The 22,072-nt window shown below is 34.0% G+C and carries 14 protein-coding genes; 6 read left to right on the top strand and 8 right to left on the bottom strand.

Translation table 11 applies throughout. The annotated features are described in order from the left end of the window. Positions 1-8 precede the first annotated feature (8 nt). The 3 genes from fabG to ABJD27_RS17275 are packed head-to-tail and all read right to left on the bottom strand — an operon-like array spanning position 9 to position 3,442. Entirely contained in the window at positions 9-764 is a 756-nt protein-coding gene (gene fabG, locus ABJD27_RS17285; protein WP_348166268.1) for a 3-oxoacyl-ACP reductase FabG, read from the bottom strand. Position 765: 1 nt separating this feature from the next. Then, positions 766-1,905, bottom strand: coding sequence for a WG repeat-containing protein (locus ABJD27_RS17280; protein ID WP_348166265.1), 1,140 nt, complete (start codon positions 1,903-1,905; stop codon positions 766-768). Between the two features lie 4 nt (positions 1,906-1,909). Then, a complete protein-coding gene (locus tag ABJD27_RS17275) occupies positions 1,910-3,442 on the bottom strand; it encodes an aromatic amino acid ammonia-lyase (RefSeq protein ID WP_348166262.1) in 1,533 nt (510 codons plus the stop codon). A gap of 116 nt (positions 3,443-3,558) precedes the next feature. Between ABJD27_RS17275 and ABJD27_RS17270 the strand changes: the two genes are divergently transcribed. Next, the gene (locus ABJD27_RS17270; protein WP_348166259.1) at positions 3,559-4,794 is read left to right on the top strand and encodes an NAD(P)/FAD-dependent oxidoreductase; all 1,236 of its coding nucleotides are present in this window, start codon (positions 3,559-3,561) and stop codon (positions 4,792-4,794) included. Positions 4,795-4,881: 87 nt separating this feature from the next. On the opposite strand, the gene ABJD27_RS17265 is transcribed toward ABJD27_RS17270, so the two are convergent. Together ABJD27_RS17265 and gltB are read right to left on the bottom strand one after the other, a co-directional pair. Further along, positions 4,882-6,348, bottom strand: coding sequence for a glutamate synthase subunit beta (locus ABJD27_RS17265; RefSeq protein WP_348166256.1), 1,467 nt, complete (start codon positions 6,346-6,348; stop codon positions 4,882-4,884). Positions 6,349-6,351: 3 nt separating this feature from the next. Then, complete coding sequence (gene gltB, locus ABJD27_RS17260; RefSeq protein ID WP_348202075.1) at positions 6,352-10,854, bottom strand: glutamate synthase large subunit; 4,503 nt, start codon at positions 10,852-10,854, stop codon at positions 6,352-6,354. Between the two features lie 442 nt (positions 10,855-11,296). On the opposite strand from gltB, the gene ABJD27_RS17255 reads away from it, so the two are divergent. From ABJD27_RS17255 to amt, 3 genes are read left to right on the top strand one after another with little or no spacing between them, the layout of a single operon-like run. Beyond that, positions 11,297-12,331, top strand: a complete 1,035-nt coding sequence (locus ABJD27_RS17255) for a porin (protein WP_348168421.1) — start codon at positions 11,297-11,299, stop codon at positions 12,329-12,331. Positions 12,332-12,346: 15 nt separating this feature from the next. Continuing rightward, entirely contained in the window at positions 12,347-12,685 is a 339-nt protein-coding gene (locus ABJD27_RS17250) for a P-II family nitrogen regulator (RefSeq protein ID WP_348168424.1), read from the top strand. A gap of 13 nt (positions 12,686-12,698) precedes the next feature. Further along, a complete protein-coding gene (amt, locus tag ABJD27_RS17245) occupies positions 12,699-13,931 on the top strand; it encodes an ammonium transporter (protein ID WP_348168427.1) in 1,233 nt (410 codons plus the stop codon). Between the two features lie 235 nt (positions 13,932-14,166). On the opposite strand, the gene ABJD27_RS17240 is transcribed toward amt, so the two are convergent. Next, positions 14,167-16,746, bottom strand: a complete 2,580-nt coding sequence (locus ABJD27_RS17240; protein WP_348168430.1) for a phosphoenolpyruvate carboxylase — start codon at positions 16,744-16,746, stop codon at positions 14,167-14,169. A 93-nt stretch (positions 16,747-16,839) separates the two neighbouring features. Beyond that, a complete protein-coding gene (locus ABJD27_RS17235) occupies positions 16,840-16,983 on the bottom strand; it encodes a hypothetical protein (RefSeq protein ID WP_348168433.1) in 144 nt (47 codons plus the stop codon). A gap of 229 nt (positions 16,984-17,212) precedes the next feature. On the opposite strand from ABJD27_RS17235, the gene ABJD27_RS17230 reads away from it, so the two are divergent. Beyond that, positions 17,213-18,043, top strand: a complete 831-nt coding sequence (locus ABJD27_RS17230) for a helix-turn-helix transcriptional regulator (RefSeq protein WP_348168436.1) — start codon at positions 17,213-17,215, stop codon at positions 18,041-18,043. Positions 18,044-18,140: 97 nt separating this feature from the next. Continuing rightward, positions 18,141-18,866: a cysteine hydrolase gene (locus ABJD27_RS17225; protein ID WP_348168439.1), complete on the top strand. Its 726-nt coding sequence runs from the start codon at positions 18,141-18,143 to the stop codon at positions 18,864-18,866. A 232-nt stretch (positions 18,867-19,098) separates the two neighbouring features. Here the strand turns inward: ABJD27_RS17225 and ABJD27_RS17220 are convergent, their stop codons facing one another. Further along, the gene (locus ABJD27_RS17220) at positions 19,099-22,002 is read right to left on the bottom strand and encodes an FAD-linked oxidase C-terminal domain-containing protein (protein ID WP_348168442.1); all 2,904 of its coding nucleotides are present in this window, start codon (positions 22,000-22,002) and stop codon (positions 19,099-19,101) included. Positions 22,003-22,072 lie beyond the last annotated feature (70 nt).

The following is a 22,072-nucleotide window of genomic DNA, read 5'->3' as shown; positions in this document are numbered from 1 at the left end:
AGAATAATTTATGAGTAAATACCTCCATTAATATTTATCACTTCCCCTGTAATATAAGAAGCTTTATTTGAAGCTAAAAAAGAAACGACATGAGCAACCTCTTCTGCTTCGCCAAAACGATTTGCAGGAATCATCTTTTTCAATTCCTTTTCATCAAGGCTATCTGTCATATCCGTTTTTATAAAACCAGGAGCAACTGCATTTACTGTAATATTTCTTTTTGCTATCTCTTGGGACAATGCCTTAGTAGCTGCTATAACAGCACCTTTAGCTGCAGAATAATTGGTTTGTCCAGGCGTTCCTTTAAGTCCAGAAAGTGAAACTATATTTATTATTCTACCATATCTATTTACTAATAATTTCTGAATTAAATGATTAGTAACATTAAAGAAACCATTGAGTGATGTGTTAATTACATCCTGCCAATCGGCTTGAGACATCCACATAAACAAATTATCTTTTATAACACCTGCATTATTTATGATCACCTCTATTAAGGCATCTTCATTGTTTTTGTGCCAAGTATCAAGTGTTGCCTTCACATCAGTTTCATCGGCAACATTAAATTGTAATAACTCTCCAGTACTCCCGATACTTTCAATTTCTTGTAAAGTCTCTAAAGCTGAATCTTTATTACTTCTATAATTTATTAAAATGTGATAATCACTGTCTTTTGCTAATTGAATACATATTGCTTTTCCTATACCTCTTGAACCACCTGTTACAAGGGCATACTTTTTTTTCTCTTTTTTATCTTTACTCATTCTAATGCGTTGTATCCATAAAAAGTTCTACATTTTGATACCATTTACCTCCTAAAGGTTTTCCTTGTGTATCTATATACCCCCATTTTTTGCCATACTTTACTCTAGCCAAACCATTACGGAATCCTTTTAGAGGATTTTTTTTGAATAGAGATAAACTTGCAGATGTGATTTGATACTCAGCTGGTATAATTATTTTACCAGATTTGTCTATAAATCCCCAAAACTTTTTTTCTTTAACAGGAGCTAATCCGTCTTCAGAGAATGTTTCTGCATCTCTAAAATTAAAAGCTACAACTTCTTCTCCTTTGGTATTAATATACCCCCATCGATCTCCATTAAAAACAGGAGCTAAACCGTTACTAAACCTTCTTACTTTTTCATAAGTCGGAGTAATAACCCATTCTGCTTTACTATTAATAAATCCTATTCTCTTATTGCTACGAGCATATGTTAGATCTGAATCATCATTAAAATCCCAAATCTTATCAACGCCAGCCATAGTGTTAAATGTCCCATTAGATACAACTCCAAAGGTCTCTCCTTTTTTTGCCCAAACACCTTTACTATTATAATTTCCTAGTTCTGTATACTCTAATGGAATAATTACCTCTCCGGTTTTACTTATCATTCCCCAATTATCTCCATTTCGTACTCTAGCATGACCAGAAACAAATGGTTTTATAACATCGTATGTTGGATCTATAACAAGCTTACCATCTGTACCTAAAAGACCTAATTTCTTTTCTAATCTAAAAAAAGCAACACCATCTTCACTAAAGTCATAATATTTTTCTTGAACAGGTGTGCTTAAAATAGCACCAGAACTATCTATATAATTCCATTGACCATCGTCAAGAACTAATGCAAATCCAGAACTAAATGCCTTTACCTTATCATATTGAGGCTGTATAGCCCATTCACCAGAGGTATTAATAAACCCCCATTTTTTACCTTGAAGCACAGCAGCTAAATGTCCAGAGAAGTTTTTTGCATTTTTAAATTGCGGTTCAATAGTATATTCTCCAGAGGTATTAATGTAACCAAATAAATCATTATCTCTTACTAAAGCTAATTCTTGAGCAAAAATTAATGACGCGTTAAAAAATAAAATAAAGAATAAAAGATAGTTAGTTTTCATAATATTACTTTTTCTCATTGTTCATAATATAGTCTTTCACCTTATTAACATAAGGATACATAATGACATCTTCTGTAAATATAGGAACTATATCTCTTATTTCATTATACATTTTCTTTGTCTTTGAAGAGATTTTATCTTGTGCTTTAAGATATTCTATAGCTTGAATAATAGTGATCATTTCTATAGCGACTACTTCAAATGCATTCTCAATAACCTTTTTGGTAATCAATGCAGCATTCGTTCCCATACTTACAATATCCTGATTATCGTTATTGTTAGGGATACTATGCACATACATTGGATTTGAGAGTGTTTGATTTTCTGCAGTAGTTGATGTTGCTGTAAACTGCACTCCTTGCATCCCAAAGTTTAATCCTAACTTTCCTAAATTCACAAAAGGAGGAAGTATATTATTAAGAGCTGGATTTAACAGATAGTTTAATTGTCTTTCTGCTAGCATACTCATTTTTGTAACTACAATTTTTAGTTTATCCATCTCTAAGGACACATAATCTCCATGGAAGTTTCCTCCATGATACACATGTTTATTTTTAACATCTACAATTGGATTATCATTTGCAGAATTAACTTCTTCTATTAAAATAGTTTCAACGCTATTTAATGTATCTAATACTGGTCCCAATATTTGAGGTACACAACGTAAAGAATAATACTCTTGCACTTTGTCTTTAAAAATAGAGATACTCTCCGTATCACTTTCATATAAATGATGTTCTCTCTTTTTTATGAGTTTACTATCTTGAATATGTTCGCGCATTTCTTTTGCAATAAGGCGCTGTCCAATATGTTTTTTAGATTGGTTTAATTCATAAGACAAATGATCATCATAAGCCTCTACAATTTCATTTATTGCCGAAGAGCAAGAAACCATCCAATCTAGTAATCGTCTAGCATTAATTGTATTTACAATTCCTATACCTGTCATCACAGAAGTTCCATTTATTAAGGCTAATCCTTCACGTAATTCGACAGAAATTGGTTCCAAACTATGTTCTTCAAAAACATCCTTTGTTGCCCTGCGTTCATTCTTATAAAAAACCTCACCTTCTCCTATTAAAACAAGAGCTAAATGCGCTAACTGTACTAAATCCCCACTAGCTCCAACACCCCCATGTTCATAAATCAATGGAGTAATATCTTTATTAATCATAGAAGTCATTAACTCAATAACACTTTTATGAACCCCAGAATTACCAAGAGATAATGTATTCAACCTAGCTAGCATAGCTGCTTTTACATACTTTGTTGGAATTACATTTCCAGAACCCGATGCGTGACTTCTAATTAAGTTGTATTGCAATTGTAGTTGCTCAGACTTCTTTATTTTGTACTGAGCCATGGGACCAAACCCTGTATTTACTCCATAAATAACTTTATTTTCAGAAAATTCCTTTAAAAAGTTAAAACTGGCTTCAACAGTTTCTAGAACCGTATTTTCTATACTTATAGAATTATCTTCAAATATTATTTTGTAGAAATCTTCAATTTCTAACCTCCCATTAAGTTTTAACATCTATATTTTTTGAATATATTTAACGAATAAGTTTTAATAACAGAAACAAAGTAGTTATTTTGGTGTGTAAATTTAAAATAATAAATGAACCTATAACTATATAATTATAATAATCTATGAGTGATGTACATGTTGATGTTTTAATTATAGGGGCAGGTCCATCTGGATGTGTCGCAGCATCCTATTTACACAATAAAAACCTCAAAATCAAGGTTGTAGAAAAAAACAGGTTTCCGAGATTTGTTATAGGAGAAAGCCTTCTTCCAAGAAGTATGCATCATTTTGAAGAAGTTGGGCTTATAGATTGCTTAAAGGAATACGGGTTTGAACGAAAAAGTGGGGCTAGATTTATAAAAGGAGAAGACAAGTGTGATTTTGATTTCAGTAATAAACATACTGATGGTTGGGATTGGACTTGGCAAGTACCAAGAGCAGATTTTGATAACGTACTCGCAAATGAACTTATAAAAAGAAATGTCGATATCCTATTTGAACATACCGTCATAGATATCATTTTTAGCCCTGATGGAACATCAGAAACTATCATAGAAAACACTAACAAAGAAACCTCATCTATAAAAGCAAAATATATTATAGATTCTAGCGGCTTTGGTAGAGTAATACCAAGGTTATTAGATTTAGAAAAACCTTCTGAAGCACCAAATCATTCATCCATTTTTACACATGTAAAAGATATAAAAAGACCTCCTGGAAGGGAAGGGACCATTATAACTTTTGATGTAATTGATACGCAAACATGGTTATGGGTTATTCCATTTTCAAATGGAGTAACAAGTATTGGCTATGTAGGCCCTACAGAATATCTAGACTCATTTAAAGGAGATAAAACAGAGAAGTTAACTCAATTACTAAAACTATCTGATCATTATTATGAACGATTTAGAGATCTAGATTTTTCATTTGAACCCATTCATATCAAAAACTATTCAAAATCCGTAAAACAACTTTACGGAAAAGGATATGTGTTAACTGGAAATAGTGCCGAGTTTCTAGATCCAGTTTTCTCATCAGGCGTGGCTTTTGCAACAGAATCTGCCTTACTAGCTGCAAAACTTATACATAGAGAACTAAATAATAGTCCTGTAGATTGGGAAGATGAATATTCAAATCATATAAAAAAAGGAGTCAATGTATTCTCAACTTATGTAAAGGAATGGTACACTGGTAATTTACAAGATTTATTTTTTCATCAGCCAGAAAACAAAGAAATCAAAAAACAGATTTGCTCTGTCCTTGCTGGCTATGTATGGGATGAAACCAATCCATTTGTAAAAAAACACGATAAAATCATAAAAAACTTAGCACATCTTATTAGGTTAGAAAAAGCATAAGATATACGCTTTCGCGAAAGCGCACTTATTCAAATCCCAAAAAGAAGAAACAACCGTTCATACAACAATAATGAGCCTAAGCAAGTGTTATATTCTTGGTAAATCTTGTGCATCTTTTAATGGCAAATGCGAACTTCCCATTAAAAAAGCATCTACATGATGTGCAGCTTGACGACCTTCTGAAATTGCCCAAACAATCAAAGACTGTCCGCGCCTCATATCTCCCGCCGCAAAAACACCAGAAACATTGGTTGCATAATCTTTTGTCGTTGCTTTGATATTTGTTCTAAAATCCATTTCTAACCCAAATTGTTCTGCCACTGTTTTTTCAGCACCTGTAAATCCTAACGCAAGCAACGCCAAATCGCAATCCCATTGCTTTTCGGTATTAGGGATTTCTTTTAACACTGGACGCTCCCCTTCTTTAAAAATCCACTCGACATCCACTGTTTTTAAAGCAACTACATGTCCATTTTTATCTCCTATAAATTCTTTGGTAGAAATACTAAAAAAGCGGGTTACTCCTTCCTGATGTGAAGATGTTGTTCTTAGTCTCATAGGCCAATAAGGCCAAGGTTGATGTGCAGGACGTCCCACTGATGGTTTATCAAGAATTTCAAAATTTACTACAGATGTAGCTCCATGACGATTTGAAGTTCCTATACAGTCTGACCCTGTATCTCCTCCGCCTATAACAATCACATGTTTTCCTTTTGCATGTACTGGCACCTTAAAATCAGTGAGACCATCTACACGTTGATTATTTTGTTTTAAAAAATCCATGGCTTGATACACCCCTTTTAAATCTGCTCCAGGAATTGGGATTTCTCTCCGTATTGTAGCGCCACAACACAATACAATCGCATCAAAATCTTCTTTAAGTTGATCTGCATGTACATCAATTCCAACATGGATATTGGTTTTAAACACAATTCCTTCCTCTTCTAAGATCTTAATACGCCTATCTATGATATGCTTTTCCAATTTAAAATCTGGAATACCATACCGCAATAACCCTCCTACTTTCTTATCTCGTTCAAAAACAGTGACTAGATGTCCTGCCTTATTTAATTGTTGTGCAGTGGCTAATCCTGCAGGTCCTGAGCCTATAACTGCTACAGTCTTATTGGTTCTTACTTGTGGTGGTTTTGGGGTTATCCACGCTTTCGCGAAAGCGGTCTCTACAATATTCTTTTCTATATTCTCAATAGTAACAGGATCTTCATGAATTCCTAACACACAAGCTTCCTCACAAGGTGCTGGACATAAACGACCTGTGAATTCTGGAAAATTATTAGTGCTATGTAAAATAGCTGCAGCTTCTTCCCATTTTCCATGATAGACTTTATCATTAAAATCTGGTATATAGTTCCCTAAAGGACAACCACTATGACAAAACGGAACTCCGCAATCCATACAACGAGCTCCTTGATCTTGTAATTTTGATGGTTTCAAAGGGATTGTAAATTCCTTGTAATTTTTTATACGCTCTTTTGGCGATTGATATGTTTCTTCTTGGCGCTCAAACTCTAAAAATCCTGCTATTTTTCCCATATCTTATGCTGTTTGTAATTGTTGCTCGGTGTCTAATTGTATCAAAGCCAATCTGTACTCTTCTGGCAATACTTTTTTGAACTTTGGTATGTAATCTTGCCAGTCATTTAATATGCGAGATGCTAGCGGGCTTGAAGTTGCCTTATAATGATTATGTATTAATTGTTTTAATTCTAAGGCATCACCGTCTGATGTAATAGGATCAATATTTAAATCTGCACTATTACAATTCTGTACACATGTATTTTCTTCATCCAGAACGTAGGCTATTCCCCCACTCATTCCTGCTCCGAAATTCCTCCCTACACTACCAAGTATCACAGCAATACCGCCAGTCATATATTCACATCCATGGTCCCCAATACCTTCTACAACGGCTTTTGCACCCGAGTTTCTTACACAGAAACGTTCTCCAGCTTTTCCATTAATATACACCTCTCCACCTGTTGCTCCATACAGTGTCACATTACCTGTAATGACATTTTCTTCTGGAATAATGGTACACGTATCAGGTACTTTTATAATTAACTTTGCTCCTGATAATCCTTTTCCTAAATAATCATTGGTATTTCCATGAACTACCATGGTCAATCCTTTGGTAGCAAAAGCGCCAAAACTCTGTCCAGCAGCTCCAATAAAATCTATATGAATTGTATCATCTGGAAGTCCTTGAGCTCCATAAATTTTAGAAATCTCATTACTTACGACGGCTCCTACTGCTCTATCTATATTTGTAATATCTAGTTGCAATTTTGTTTTCTGTCTTCTAAATAGTGCTTGATGCCCTTGTTTAATGATTTTAAAATCTAAGTGTGTTTCTAAATTGTGATCTTGCTGTTCTGTATTATACAGTTTTACAGTATCCGGAACATCTACTTTATGAAGTATTGGAGTTACATCAATTCCTGATGCTTTATAATGATCTATCGCTTTATTATGGTTCAATTTTTGGACTTGTCCAACCATATCTTGTATGGTTTTAAAACCTAATTGTGCCATAATTTCTCGTAATTCTTGTGCGACGAAATACATATAGTTTACCACATGCTCTGGTCTTCCTTTAAATTTTTTACGCAATTCTGGATTTTGTGTTGCTATACCAACAGGGCAAGTATTAAGGTGACATGCTCGCATCATAATGCATCCAGAAGCTACCAAAGGAGCTGTTGCAAAGCCAAACTCTTCTGCACCTAACAAACAAGCTATAGCCACATCCCTACCCGTTTTAAGCTGCCCATCACATTCCAATACAACTCGATTACGTAAATTATTCATCACCAGTGTTTGCTGTGCCTCTGCTAAACCTAATTCCCAAGGTAAACCAGCATGCTTTAAAGATGTTAAAGGTGTAGCTCCCGTCCCTCCATCAAAACCAGAAATTAAAATAACATCTGCCTTTGCCTTTACTACGCCAGCTGCTACTGTTCCAACACCTATCTCTGAAACTAACTTTACATTAATACGTGCTTCTCTATTTGCCGATTTTACATCATATATTAATTGTGACAAATCCTCTATAGAATAAATGTCATGATGTGGTGGTGGGGAAATTAAGCCAACATAAGGAGTGGAGTTTCTTGTTTTAGCAATCTGATGGTTCACTTTTGAACCAGGGAGTTGACCACCCTCTCCTGGTTTTGCTCCTTGAGCTATTTTAATTTGAATTTCGCTAGCACTCGTTAGATAATTAGATGTTACTCCAAATCGTCCAGAAGCCACTTGTTTAATCGCAGAATTTTTCCAGTCGCCTTGCGAACTTTTATAAAAACGTTCTTGATCTTCTCCTCCTTCACCAGAATTACTCTTCCCTCCGATCCTATTCATCGCCACAGCTAGATTCTCATGAGCTTCTTTGCTTATAGATCCATAAGACATAGCACCTGTTTTAAATCGTTTTACAATTTCTGTCCAAGGTTCTACTTCATCAATAGGAATAGGGTCAAATTGATCAAATTCAAATAATCCTCTAATGGTCATCAAACTCTTAGATTGATTATTTATTAAATCTGAATATTCTTTAAAGGTTGACGCTTTATTTGTTCTAACAGATTCTTGAAGTTTAGCCACTGTCAACGGATTGAACATATGCTTTTCTTGTCCACGTCTCCATCTATAATCACCTCCTATTTCAATAGGTTCATGTTCTGTATAAGGATGAAATGCTTTTTTATGGCGTTTTACAATTTCTTGTTCTATCTCTCGCAAACCAACCCCTTGAATTCGTGTAGGGGTATTAGGAAAATACTTTTCGGCTGTTTTTGTATTAACCCCTACACATTCAAATAATTGAGACCCTCTGTATGAATTTAATGTTGAGATCCCTATTTTATTCATCACTTTTAAAACCCCTTTACCTATTGCTTTGTTGTAATTTTTTATAGCGGCTAGATATTCTAAGTCAGTAATATCATTATTCTTTATTTGTTCCTGAACAATCTCATTTACGATATACGGGTTTACGGCACTTGCCCCAAAACCAAATAACAACGCAAAATGATGCACTTCTCTTGGCTCTGCAGATTCTATAATCAAACTAATTTTAGAGCGTTTACTTAGTTTATGCAACGCGTGGTTTACATAAGAACACGCTAAGAGTGCAGGAATTGGTGCATGATTTTCGTCAACATATCTATCTGACAGGATAATAATATTTGCACCCTCATCGATTGCTTTTGAAGCTTTTTTCACTAAATCCTCAAGGGCATTTTCTAACTCATTCAATCCCTTATTTACTTCATATAATATAGAAATAGAAGCTACTTTAAAGTTAGGATTTGTATCATAGTTTCTAATTTTATCTAAATCGTGTTTTGAAATAACTGGATTTTGAATTTTTAGCTTTTTGCAAGGTGCTGCATTACAATCAAAAATATTAGTATCACTTCCTAAGGTGAGACTTATATCTGTAATCAACTCTTCTCGAATACCGTCTAAAGGTGGATTGGTAACTTGTGCAAAGATTTGCTTGAAGTAGTTATATATTAATTGAGGTCGCTCAGACAAAATAGCAATAGGCGTATCATTCCCCATAGAACCAATAGGTTCTTTGGCGTTTTGTGCCATCGGTTTAATAATCGTATTAAAGTCTTCTTGCGTATAGCCAAAAACAACTTTACGTTTTTTTAAATTAATTTCATCATAAAGAATAGGTCCTTTCTTGGCAGAGATATCTTTTAAATGTATTAAGTTTTCATCAAGCCATTCTTTGTATGGAAGATTTGTTGCAATCTTCTCTTTTATTTCTTCATCATTTACAATACGACCTTCATTCATGTCTACCAAAAACATTTTCCCAGGTTCTAGCCTTCCGTGGAATTCAACATTTTCTGGTTTGATATCTACAACACCTGTTTCTGAAGACATAATCACGTTTCCGTTTTTTGTCACAGTATACCTCGAAGGGCGTAATCCGTTTCTATCTAAAACGGCTCCTATAAAATTACCATCTGTAAAAGGAATCGATGCTGGTCCGTCCCACGGTTCCATAAGACATGAATTGTACTCATAAAACGCTTTTTTAGTGTCAGACATGTTTGGATTTTTCTCCCAAGCTTCTGGAACTAACATCATCATCACTTCTGGCAAGGAACGTCCTGTCATTAATAATAACTCTACTACCATATCTAACGTAGCTGAATCCGACTTTCCCTTTAGAATAGTAGGAATGATTTTTTTTATATCATCTCCAAACAATTCACTCTCCATCACTTCTTCTCTTGAAAACATACGTGACACATTCCCTCTTAATGTATTAATCTCTCCATTATGGCAGATATATCTAAAAGGTTGCGCTAGATCCCAAGTCGGAAATGTATTGGTAGAAAAACGTTGATGTACCAATGCTAGTCTAGTATCCAGTACCGAATTAAATAAATCCAAATAATATTCATTAATATCCTCAGGTTTTAAGAGTCCTTTATAAATGATAATCTTAGTAGAGAGACTTGGTACATAAAAAAATGATGATTCTGATAGTTTAGAATCATAAATAGTATGCTCTGTAATTTTTCGCGCTGCAAATAGTTTTAAATTAAAATCAAAGTCCGATTGACTCTCATCAGTTTTACCAATAAAGATTTGTTTTACAAAAGGTTCTGTGGTTTTTGCAATCTCACCTAATACATCACTATTTACAGGAACATCTCTCCAACCAATAAGATGTAAATCTTGTTTTTTTATTTCATTTTCAAAAGCAGTAATACAATAATTCCTTTGATTTTCTTTTTGAGGAAGAAATACATTACTTACTGCATACATTCCAGCTTCAGGAAGTTCGAATTCACAAAATATCTTAAAGAATTTATGTGGAATATCTATTAATATTCCAGCTCCATCTCCAGTTTTACCATCAGAACTTACGGCGCCACGATGTTCTAGTTTTACTAAAATTTCCAGAGCTTTATGAATAATGTCATTAGAGCGTTTTCCTGTAAGACTACAGATAAATCCTGCACCACAATTATCGTGTTCAAACTCTGGTAAGTAAAGTCCTTGTTTCTTTAACATAATTAGAAAATTTTTTAAGCTTTTATAGCTTAAGTAAACATCTAATATAGAAGGCATAATGGTACCAAAAAAGAAGAGGAAACATTTTTGGAGAATTCAAAATCTAAGCGAGTCAGAATGCATTTTGTATAATTTTTGGCATCATATTTTACCAATTAAGCAATGAAAAATATTCAATAAAAATGTCAATTTACTACGAAAACGTTTTCGTAAAAACACATCTATTAAAAATAATTCATCAAAATTATCATTTCCTATTAATTCTTCAATAAACATCATTACATATTTAATAAAAAAAAATTAATTTATTTATACACCCCCTAAAAAAATAGGGGTTAATAATAGATATTGATAAAAATAATATTTCATACCCCATTTTTCACAGGGTTATTTTTCTTTTTATATAGATTTGATTCATCAATCAATCAAAAATAGAATTATTATGAAATCAAAATTACTATGGAGTATGACCTTATTTACATCTTGTCTTTTGGCACAAGAACCTATTGAAGAAAACAAAGAAAAAATACAAATTAAAGGAAGTGTCGATACTTATTTTAGAACTAATCTAACAGGTCCAAATATTGCCTTTGAAGAAGATGACGAAATTTTCTTCTTAAACCCCGGAACTTCATTTGCCGATAGAAGTGGTTTTAGTGTAGGGATGGCAAATGCAATCATCTCCTATGAAGGAAAGAAGGTGGGATTTGTTGCAGACCTAGTTTTTGGACCAAGAGGTGAAGACGCTGTTTTTTTATCGGTTGGTTCAAGTAACATTGTGAATCAGCTGTATATCTATTTCGCTTTAAGCGAAAAAATAACACTTACTCTAGGAAACTTTAATACGTTTTTAGGATATGAAGTTATTTCTCCTGTAGACAATTTTAATTACAGTACTTCCTATATGTTTTCTAATGGTCCTTTCTCACATACAGGGCTTAAAGCAGATATTGCATTATCAAAAGATCTTTCCTTAATGCTTGCTGTTCTAAACAGTACTGATTTTACCGAAATCAATATAGATGGCAGCTATACTTTAGGAACTCAATTAGGGTATAAAGATCAATTCTTAAACGTTATATACGGGAATCAAACAGGAGGTTCAGGAACGACATTTCAAGTAGATTATACAGGAGGCGCCCCACTAAATAAAACATTCTTTCTAGGAGTAAACGCCACGTATAGCGATACCGATGGAAATGGTTTTTATGGAGCCGCTGTATACCCACAATATACCGTATCAGAAAAACTAGCAATAGGGTTACGTGGGGAATATTTCGGTCTTTTTGAAGAAAACATAGATGATGAGACTGTATTTGCAGCAACATTATCTGCAAATTATAAGATAGGTGGTCTAACTATTATTCCTGAAGTAAGACTCGATTCTTGGTCTGAAGAAATATACGTGGATCAAGATTTAAATCCCACGAAGAATTTGGCATCTTTTCTAGTTGCCGCAGTTTATACATTTAATTAATTACAATCACATACAATGAAAAAAGTAGAAGCAATTATTAGAAAATCAATGTTTTCTAAAGTCAAAAAAGCACTACACGAAGTAGGTGTCAATTTCTTTTCATACTGGGATGTCACAGGGCTAGGGAATGAAAAGGAAGGTCATGTATATCGGGGTGTCTCATATAGCACTAGTGATATACAAAGACGCTACATCTCTATTGTAGTAAATGATGATTTTGAAGAGGTAACAATCAAAGCCATTTTAGAAGCTGGGGCTACTGGAGAAGTCGGTGATGGAAAAATATTTGTATCACAAATAGACGAAGTGTACAGAATACGTACAGGAGAAAAGGGAGGAAATACATTAAAATAACAGTTTGAACGACATGGAAATACTTACTATAAATAATGTATGGATGATGATCTGTACAGCACTCGTTTTTTTTATGCATTTAGGTTTTGCATTTTTAGAAATTGGATTAACAAGGCAAAAAAATACTATCAATATTTTATTTAAAAATATATTCATCATTACTGTTGGGCTCTTATTATATTGTTTGGTTGGTTTTAATTTAATGTACCCAGGAGATTTTAATGGTTTTTTAGGATTTGCAGGTTTTGGGCTAGAATCTCCACTTCTTGCAGATGGAACATTAGATCTTGCATATAATGAAGGATACACCTATTGGACCGATTTCTTATTTCAAGGAATGTTTGCTGCAACAGCAGCCACTATTGTTTCTGGTGCCGTTGCCGAACGTATGAAAATAGGTCCTTTCTTAATTTTTACAATTATATATGTAGGATTTATTTATCCTATAGTAGGCTCTTGGAAATGGGGAGGTGGTTTTTTACAAACCTTAGAAACTCCTTTTTATGATTTTGCAGGCTCAACACTAGTGCATTCTGTAGGAGGTTGGGCTGCGGTGGTTGCGGTATATTTATTAGGTTCTAGGATTGGTAAATTTAAAGAAGGTAAAATACAAGCGATTCCTGGACATAATATTCCACTAGCGACTGCTGGAGTATTAATTCTTTGGTTAGGTTGGTTTGGTTTTAATGGTGGTTCTGTATTATCTGCAGATCCATCTGCCACCTCATTAACACTCGTAACAACATGTCTAGCTGCAGCAGCTGGAGGTGTTATTTCAGCTTTTATTTCTATGCTTAAATTTAAGAACTTAGATTTAACTATGTTTTTAAATGGTATTCTAGGTGGACTTGTCGCTATTACTGCAGGAGCAGATCAAATGAGCCCTACAGATGCTATCATTATTGGTGCAGTTGCTGGTGCTATCATTGTCTTTGCAGTCTCCTTAATAGATAGATTAAAACTGGATGATCCTGTAGGCGCAATCGCTGTACACTTAGTATGTGGTATATGGGGTACACTTGCCGTTGGTCTTTTTGGAAACCTTGCTGGTTGGACACAATTTATAAGTCAATTAATTGGTGTAGTATCTTATGCAATAGTTTGCATTGTATCCTCATTTTTAATTATTTTTACACTGAAAAAAACAATAGGTATTCGAGTTTCTGAAGAAGAAGAACTTGAAGGATTAGATGCTCACGAACATGGAATGGATGCCTATCCAGATTTTAGATTAAACGAACATTAAAACTGAATTATACAATAACAAATTTAGTGTAACCTGAAACAACTTCATTAAGAGGTTTTTAATACAGGATTTTGCATTAGATTTATTTACCTGAATAACCTACTAAAAAGAAAGCCTCTAGCGTATTGTCTAGAGGCTTTTATATTTGAGAGATCTATTTTTTGCTTTCAAGTCACAGAGTGACAAAGAAGTTTATACTGAGCTAGATCGAAGTGCGAAAGCGTACTATGTGACTTTATGCAGAATTACGACTCGCATTAATATTACCAAACAAGGAACGAGTAACAATCTTTTCAAAAATCTTAATCTGTTCTTCATCACGCACAGGCTCTTTTTGAAGTTCTTGAATTTTCTTTAACGCATACTGCTGAATCGTTAATAACGGCAACACAATAGACTCTCTTACAGCAATAGAAGCCTTCCCTGCTGGTTCTTCTTCCATAAGTTTTGTATATCCTGCTAGTTTTAAGATAAGACGCTTGGATGTATTGTATTCTGTATAAATAGTATCCCAGAATTCACCGTACTCAGGATCATTAGCCATATATTTTGTCAAATCAAAAAATGACTTGGATAAAGACATCATACTATTTTCTATCAGCGTTTTAAAGAAACTTGATGTTTTAAACAGGTGTTGTACTTTTTCAAATTCTCCTGTATCCTCATAATGTTTTAGTGCAGTACCTATTCCAAAAAAGCCTGGTACATTTTGTTTTAACTGACTCCAAGATCCTACAAAAGGGATTGCTCTTAAATCTTCAAATACCAATCCATCTGCCTTACCTCTTTTAGAAGGGCGGCTTCCTATATTTGTTTTTGCATAATACTTAAGCGTACTCATATGTTCTAAATATGAAATAAACTTTGGGTGTGCTTTAAAGTCACTATATGCCATATAACTTAGATCTGCTAAGTGACTCATCACTTCTCTATTTTCTGGCATCATTTTTAAATCGGCATCACTTAAACTGTTATACACTCCAGAACTAATTAATTGTTCTAGATTATATTGAGATGATTCTAAGGTTCCAAAATTAGAACTAATTGTCTGCCCTTGAATGGTTAATTGCACTTCCTTATCCTCTATAGTTGGGCCAAGCGATGCATAAAAATTATGCGTCTTCCCTCCTCCTCTTGCTGGTGGACCACCACGGCCATCAAAGAAGATAACAGTAACGTCATATTTTCGTGAGATGGTAGTCAGACGTTCTTTTGCTTTATAAATCGCCCAGTTTGCCATTAAATACCCTCCATCTTTTGTCCCATCACTAAAGCCTAGCATAATCGTTTGTTTATTCCCTCGTGATTTTAAATGCGCTGCATATGCTGGATTTGTATATAAATCCTCCATAACCTCTGGCGCATTTTCTAAATCTGTTATCGTTTCAAAAAGCGGTCCTATATCTACCGTCAATGCATCATGAAATGCTACCAAATTAAGCATCGCAAATAGTTGCATCACATGCAAAGTCGTTTGATTATTACTTATGATATATCGATTTGCAGCCTGCTCACCATTAGTCTCCTGAATGGTCTTAATAGCCTGCATCGTATGCAATGCTTTTAATGTCTCTTCATCTTTTATTAAAGATAGATCTACTCTACCATTAACGTTAGAAAGTATTTTTATCTGTTCTTTTTCTGATAAGTCATAATAATTTTTTGGAAAGATCTCGCTTCCACTTTTTATGACTGCTTGTACCATATCATTAAAAAACTGATCATGTTTACGACTGTCTTGTCGGATATCTAACGTAGAAAAATGAAAACCAAAAAGATGTATCTTATTGAGAAGACTATTTACTTCTCCTAAATATAATGACTGGTGTTTATCTATAATAACATCCTTAATGGCTTTTAATTCTGACGTTAAAAAATCTAATGTAAGGTTAGATGTCGTATTAGTAATACAGTTATACAATTCTCTTTCTAAACCTATAATACGTTCATCAACTCCATCAAAAGATAATTTTCTTCTAAGCTTACGTACATCTCTATAATAGTTTTTAATAATAGTTTCTCGTAATCTCGCAGCAACTTTTAATGTTATTTCTGGTGTTACAAATGGATTTCCATCTCGATCACCTCCTGGCCAAAAACCAATATTTATGATGTTATTATCTATATGTTTATCATCAAAAATATTTTGTTGTATATAATCATAAATTGTTCCAAATGAGGTGTAAAAAACATTCTCTAAATACCAAATTAAACTAACTGCCTCATCATAAGGTGTAGGTTTTTTATGTTTAAAAAAAGGAGTCTTTCCTAATTGAGCTAGGAGGTCATTAATTCTTAATAAATCGTTTGTTCGTATAGCATCTGTTAAGTCTGTAATTATTCCTAAGACAGCTCCTGGATAAAATTGTGTAGGATGTGCTGTAAGTACAATACGCACTTTAAATTCTTCCAGATAACCTCTAAGTATCTCTAGTTTATTCTCTGCCGAAACAGTTTCCTTTAAACTTCGTAGTGTCCCAATACCGTCCATATTATTTACAACAGGAAAAGCCGCATCTTCTATAGCATCAAACAACACTACTTGTCTCTCGATATACTGAATAAATCGAAACAATAAATTAATTTGACTTTTAGAGGACCTTCTCCCTTGATATTTTTCAAAAAAAGAATGAACAATCGTTGTTGGATCTTCTCCATTTTCAAAACCTTTCTTACAAGTCTCATGGAATAGTGGTAATAGCGCACCCGTTTTTGTAATGGTATCAAAAGGTAAGGTCATAAATATACTATTGTATATCTGATATTTAGAAAGTACATTTTGATTAAATCGAGTAATTTTAGGTTGCGTAGGCATGAGTTCTTATTTTTAATCTAATAATAAAAGTATCAAATGATACTCAATATACCTGTACCTAGATTCATTTTTACGAATACTCTTAAAATTAGGTCATAGAATCACAAAACCATAAAAAGTACCTAACAAATAGAATAATTTGATATTTAAAATATCTAATCTTCTAGAAGACTGATGATGTTTTATATGCTTTCGCGAAAGCGTATAAAAAGAAATACCTATATCTACAAAAAGCATGAGAATACCTTTTATGGAGTATTACGGAAGAATTGTCAACACTTCAGGAATAATTACCTAACTCTCAATATTTTTAAAATACATTTTTGTACTCCTGTTACAATGTGTATTAATTAAAAACAGATATGTCCTATAATTACCAAATATAGTCTCAAAACTATAAGACTATTCATGTCGCTATTTAATAAGTTTGTGTCGACTTTGTTTAATCTAGATTCCACCCATACGTATGAAATTCTTAGGTAGTATAGAAGAATATCTCCAACTAGAAACGATAGATAATACTACTTGTGATATCTTAAAAGAACCTATAGAGAGTAGCTTATGTATCCTTTGGTTTGAAGAAGATAATAATCAACTTACTATAGATGGTAAACAATGTTTATTTAATAAGCACGAAATTGTTTTCTTAACCGAGTTCCATAAAATAATCCCGACACGTATAGGGATCACTAGGTTTTTACGATTCAATAGACCATTTTATTGTATTCTTGATCACGATACTGAAGTGGGATGTAAAGGCATCTTATTTTTTGGAGCATCACAATTACCAATCATTAAAATACCTGATAATGAAATAGACAAATTTGAAACGCTCTGGAAAATGTTTATCATAGAGATGAATTCTAATGATAGTCTACAAATAGAAATGTTACAAATGATGCTCAAAAGGTATCTCATCCTATGCGCACGAGTTTATAAAACGCAAGAAAACTATCCATCTGGAAAAACAAACTCAGATATTGTAAGAGAATTTAGTTTTCTTGTAGAGTTACACTTTAAAACAAAACATACAGTAACCGAATATGCCGAATTACTTTTTAAATCCCCAAAGACACTCTCTAATATCTTTTCAAAAATTGGATTTAAAACACCATTACAATACATTCAAGATAGAAAAATGCTGGAAGCAAAACGACTATTACATTACTCTTCTTCTTCTATTAAGGAAATTGCTTTTGAAATAGGATTTGATGATATTCAAGCATTTAGCCGATTTTTTAAAAAACATGAAGGAATCTCTCCTTCTGAGTTTAAACAACATACCTCGAGGGAATAATTGCCAACTTTTAAGGAATAGTTACCTAACTCCTGCCTTCTTTTAGATCACATCTTTGTACCATCAAAATGAAGTACAATAACAAAACTAAAAGACAATGAAAAAATTAATCACCGCACTAGTAGCTGTATTTGTTAGTTTACAAATGTATGCACAATTACCAGATCCTGGATTTACTGTAAACGATCGTACAGCGATTGTAATTACAGATCCTCAAAATGATTTCTTAAGCCCTGATGGAGTTACTTGGGGAGTTGTAGGAGAAAGTGTCACAAAAAATGGCACTGTAAAAAACTTAGAAGAACTTTTTAAAATAGCAAAGCAAAAAAACATTAAAGTATTTGTATCTCCACATTATTACTTCAAGCATGATCATGATTGGAAAATAGAAGGAGCTCTTGAAGCATTGATGCATAAAATAAACATGTTTGATAGATCACATACACTTAAGACAGATGGTTTTGAAGGATCTGGAGCAGACTGGTTAGATCGCTACAAGAAATATATAGATGGAGATAATGTAATAGTAACGAGCCCGCATAAAGTATACGGACCAGAGTCTAATGACCTCGCATTACAGTTACGTAAACATGGATATGAGAATATAATTCTAGCAGGAATGTCTTCAAACTTATGTACAGAATCACATATGAGAGACTTAGTAGAGTCTGGTTTTAGAGTCGCTGTAGTATCTGATGCAACTGCTGGCGCAATTCTTCCTGGATTAAATGCATATGAAGCATCACTTGTCAATTTTAAAATGATTGCAAGTCACGTATATACTACAGAAGAAATTTGCAAAGAAATTAGACAATCTAAATAAGGAGTTTTGTAATATCTTCTTAAGACGAACCAACTTTTAATAGTTTGATTTTGGAAAGCTATTTGACTTAAACCGTCAGGTAGCTTTTTTTAATTTATACCATAGTTATAATTACCTCAACATATACTATGTATACTCGTTTTATAATATAGCTACGCTTTCGCGAAAGCGTACTCAGAAATATCATTTTCTTAAGAATCTATAGTTTACCATCAAAACATACCTGTGATTTTTAAAGATCAGTACGTAAAGCATTCCTCAAAATACTCACGGGATGTAAAGCTGTACGCTGTGTACCATCTTTTATTTGATGCCTACAGCTAGTTCCGCTAGCAGCTACTATGATCTTAGCATTTGCTTTACGTATGGCTGGAAATAATGTTTGTTCTCCTATTTGCATACTGATATCATAATGTTCTTTTTCATACCCGAAACTACCAGCCATACCACAACATCCTGAAGGGATAATCGTTGGTGTGTAATTTTCTGGTAGGTTTAAGATTTCAAAAGTATGTGAGATAGATGATAATGTCTTTTGATGGCAATGTCCATGTATCTTAAGTTTCTTTTCTTCTACAGAAAATTGTTGGGAGGTAATATGCCCTTTTTTGATTTCCTGAGCGAGAAATTCTTCGATTCCATAAGCATGTTTTGCCAGATGTTTTGCTCCAGTTACATCATCGGCTAGTCGGAGATATTCATCTCTAAAGCTAAGAATCGCCGAAGGTTCTATTCCTACGAGTACCGTGGTTTCTGAAATTTTGTTTTTAAAATATGACACATTGGTATTTGCTAGCGCCTTTGCTTGTTTTAAAAACCCTTTAGAAATATACGTACGTCCACTTTCAAATCCTTGTACGATGGTCACCTCATAACCTAAACCAACTAACAATTCGTGCGCATCATTTCCTATACTACCATCAAGGTATTGCGTAAATTCATCTATATAAAGTATTACTTTTTTACTAGTTTTTGTTTCCGCTTTCGCGAAAGCGGACTCAACCTTAAACACATTAAGTTTTGGTAAAGAACGCTTTGGTGCAATACCAATCATGTTCTTTGTGATTCCTTCTGTAATTTTGACAATCCCATTATACAGCCAAGGTACTCTTGCTCCTAAACGATTCATGCGCGTTGCATGTGCAAAGAGCTTGGTGCGCAACGAGCTACCGTGTTCTTTTTGATATTGGTATTCAAACTCTGCTTTTAAGGTGGCTACGTCTACATTGCTAGGGCATTCACTCGCACAGGCTTTACAGCTTATACATAAATCAAAAACGTCTTTAAGTTCTTCATGATCAAAGGCATTTTCTTTTTGTGAAGTCGTTAAAAACTCGCGCAACGCATTTGCTCTAGCTCTAGTAGTATCTTTCTCATTTCGAGTTGCTCTATAACTGGGGCACATAGCACCTCCCGCACTTGGTAGTTTACGACAATCACCACTTCCGTTACACTTTTCTGTAGCTTTAAGGATTCCTTCTTGATCTGAGAAATTAAACAGCGTCTTTATTACGGGTTTTTGTCGATCTATTTCATAGCGTAAATTCTGATCCATAGGGAGTGGATCTATAATCTTTCCTGCATTAAAAATTGCTTGAGAGTCAAAGGTGTGTTTAATTTTCTTTATAAGTTCATAATTAGCATCTCCTATCATATATGCTATAAACTCTGATCTCACAATACCATCTCCATGCTCACCACTCATAGAACCTTGGTACTTCTTTACTAAGGTTGCTACTTCTGTTGTTATTTTTCTAAATAGTGATACATCCTGAGATTTTTTAAGGTTTAAAATAGGGCGTAAATGTAATTCTCCTGCTCCGGCGTGTGCATAATACACAGCTTCTTGCTCATAGGCTTCCATTATAGCGGTGAATTCTTTTATATATGAGGCTAAATCTTCTAATGCTACCGCGGTATCTTCTATACAAGCTACTGCCTTACGATCACCTATCATATTACCTAATAGCCCTAGTCCAGCCTTACGCAACTCCATTGCTTGATCTATTTGTTTTCCTTCAAGAATAGGGTATGCATATGAAAGCCCTGAGGTTTCTATATCTTGTATCAATGCTTTTGCTTGAGATCGTGCACCTTCTAGGGAACTATCACGTACTTCTAGTGTAAGAATAGCAGCAGGATCTCCTTCTATAAAAAATCGATTCTTACGTTGTGTTCTATTATCCTTTGTACAATCCAAAATCACCTTATCCATCATCTCACAGGTATACAAATCGTGTTTCATGGCAAGTGATACTGCTTGCAAACAATCAGTAAGAGTTTCAAAATGAGCGGCCACTAAAACTCCATGTGCAGGCTGCAAGGAGTCTAACTGAAGTGTGATTTCTGTAGTAAAGGCTAATGTGCCTTCGCTTCCTGAAAGCAAGGTGCACATATTGATAGGTTCACCTTGGGCAGTAAAAGGATGTTGATTTATAAGGGCATCTATCGCATAGCCTGTATTACGTCTATGGATTTCTGGTTTTGGAAATTGAGATCGTATTTGATCTTGAACTTCTAACGGTTTCAACGCTTCTAGAATGGTTTTGTAAATGGTTCCCTCGAGGGTTTGTAATTGGCATTTTTCGCGAAAGCGTACTTCAGAAAGTGATTCAAAAGTAACTTCGTTACCATCACTTAGTACTGTTTTTAAACGGGCTACTTTGTCTCGTGTAACACCATATTTAATAGAAGTCGTTCCAGATGAGTTATTTCCTACCATTCCTCCTATCATACATCGGTTTGCTGTTGAAGTATTAGGACCAAAGAATAATTTGTGAGGTTTTAAAAATTGATTTAGCTCATCTCGTATGACACCTGGTTGTACCGTTACTTGTCGTTTTTCTACATCTAGATGGATAATCTTCGTAAAGTGTTTTGATACATCTACAATAATACCATCGCCTACACATTGTCCAGCAAGGGAGGTTCCAGCTGTACGCGGAACGAGTGTTGTATTATTTTCTTTTGCAAAAAGAACCAAACGCTGTATATCACTCGTATCTTTTGGGTATACCACAGCTTGGGGAATTTTTCTATATACAGAAGCATCGGTAGCATATATATGTTTATGCAGCGTGTCTGTGTGAAGTTCTCCAGAAAGTTGACTTGATAATTGTTTAAAGGGCATATCCATTAAATCAAAAATACATCAAAATTTTATGGATAATCATACGTTATACAAACTAGACTACTAATATCAATTT

It is taken from the genome of Dokdonia sp. (genome assembly GCF_039945015.1).
In the GTDB taxonomy this organism is placed as follows: Bacteria; Bacteroidota; Bacteroidia; order Flavobacteriales; family Flavobacteriaceae; genus Dokdonia.
Note: the sequence above shows the minus strand (reverse complement) of the source record. Positions and strands in the feature narration are given on the sequence as shown.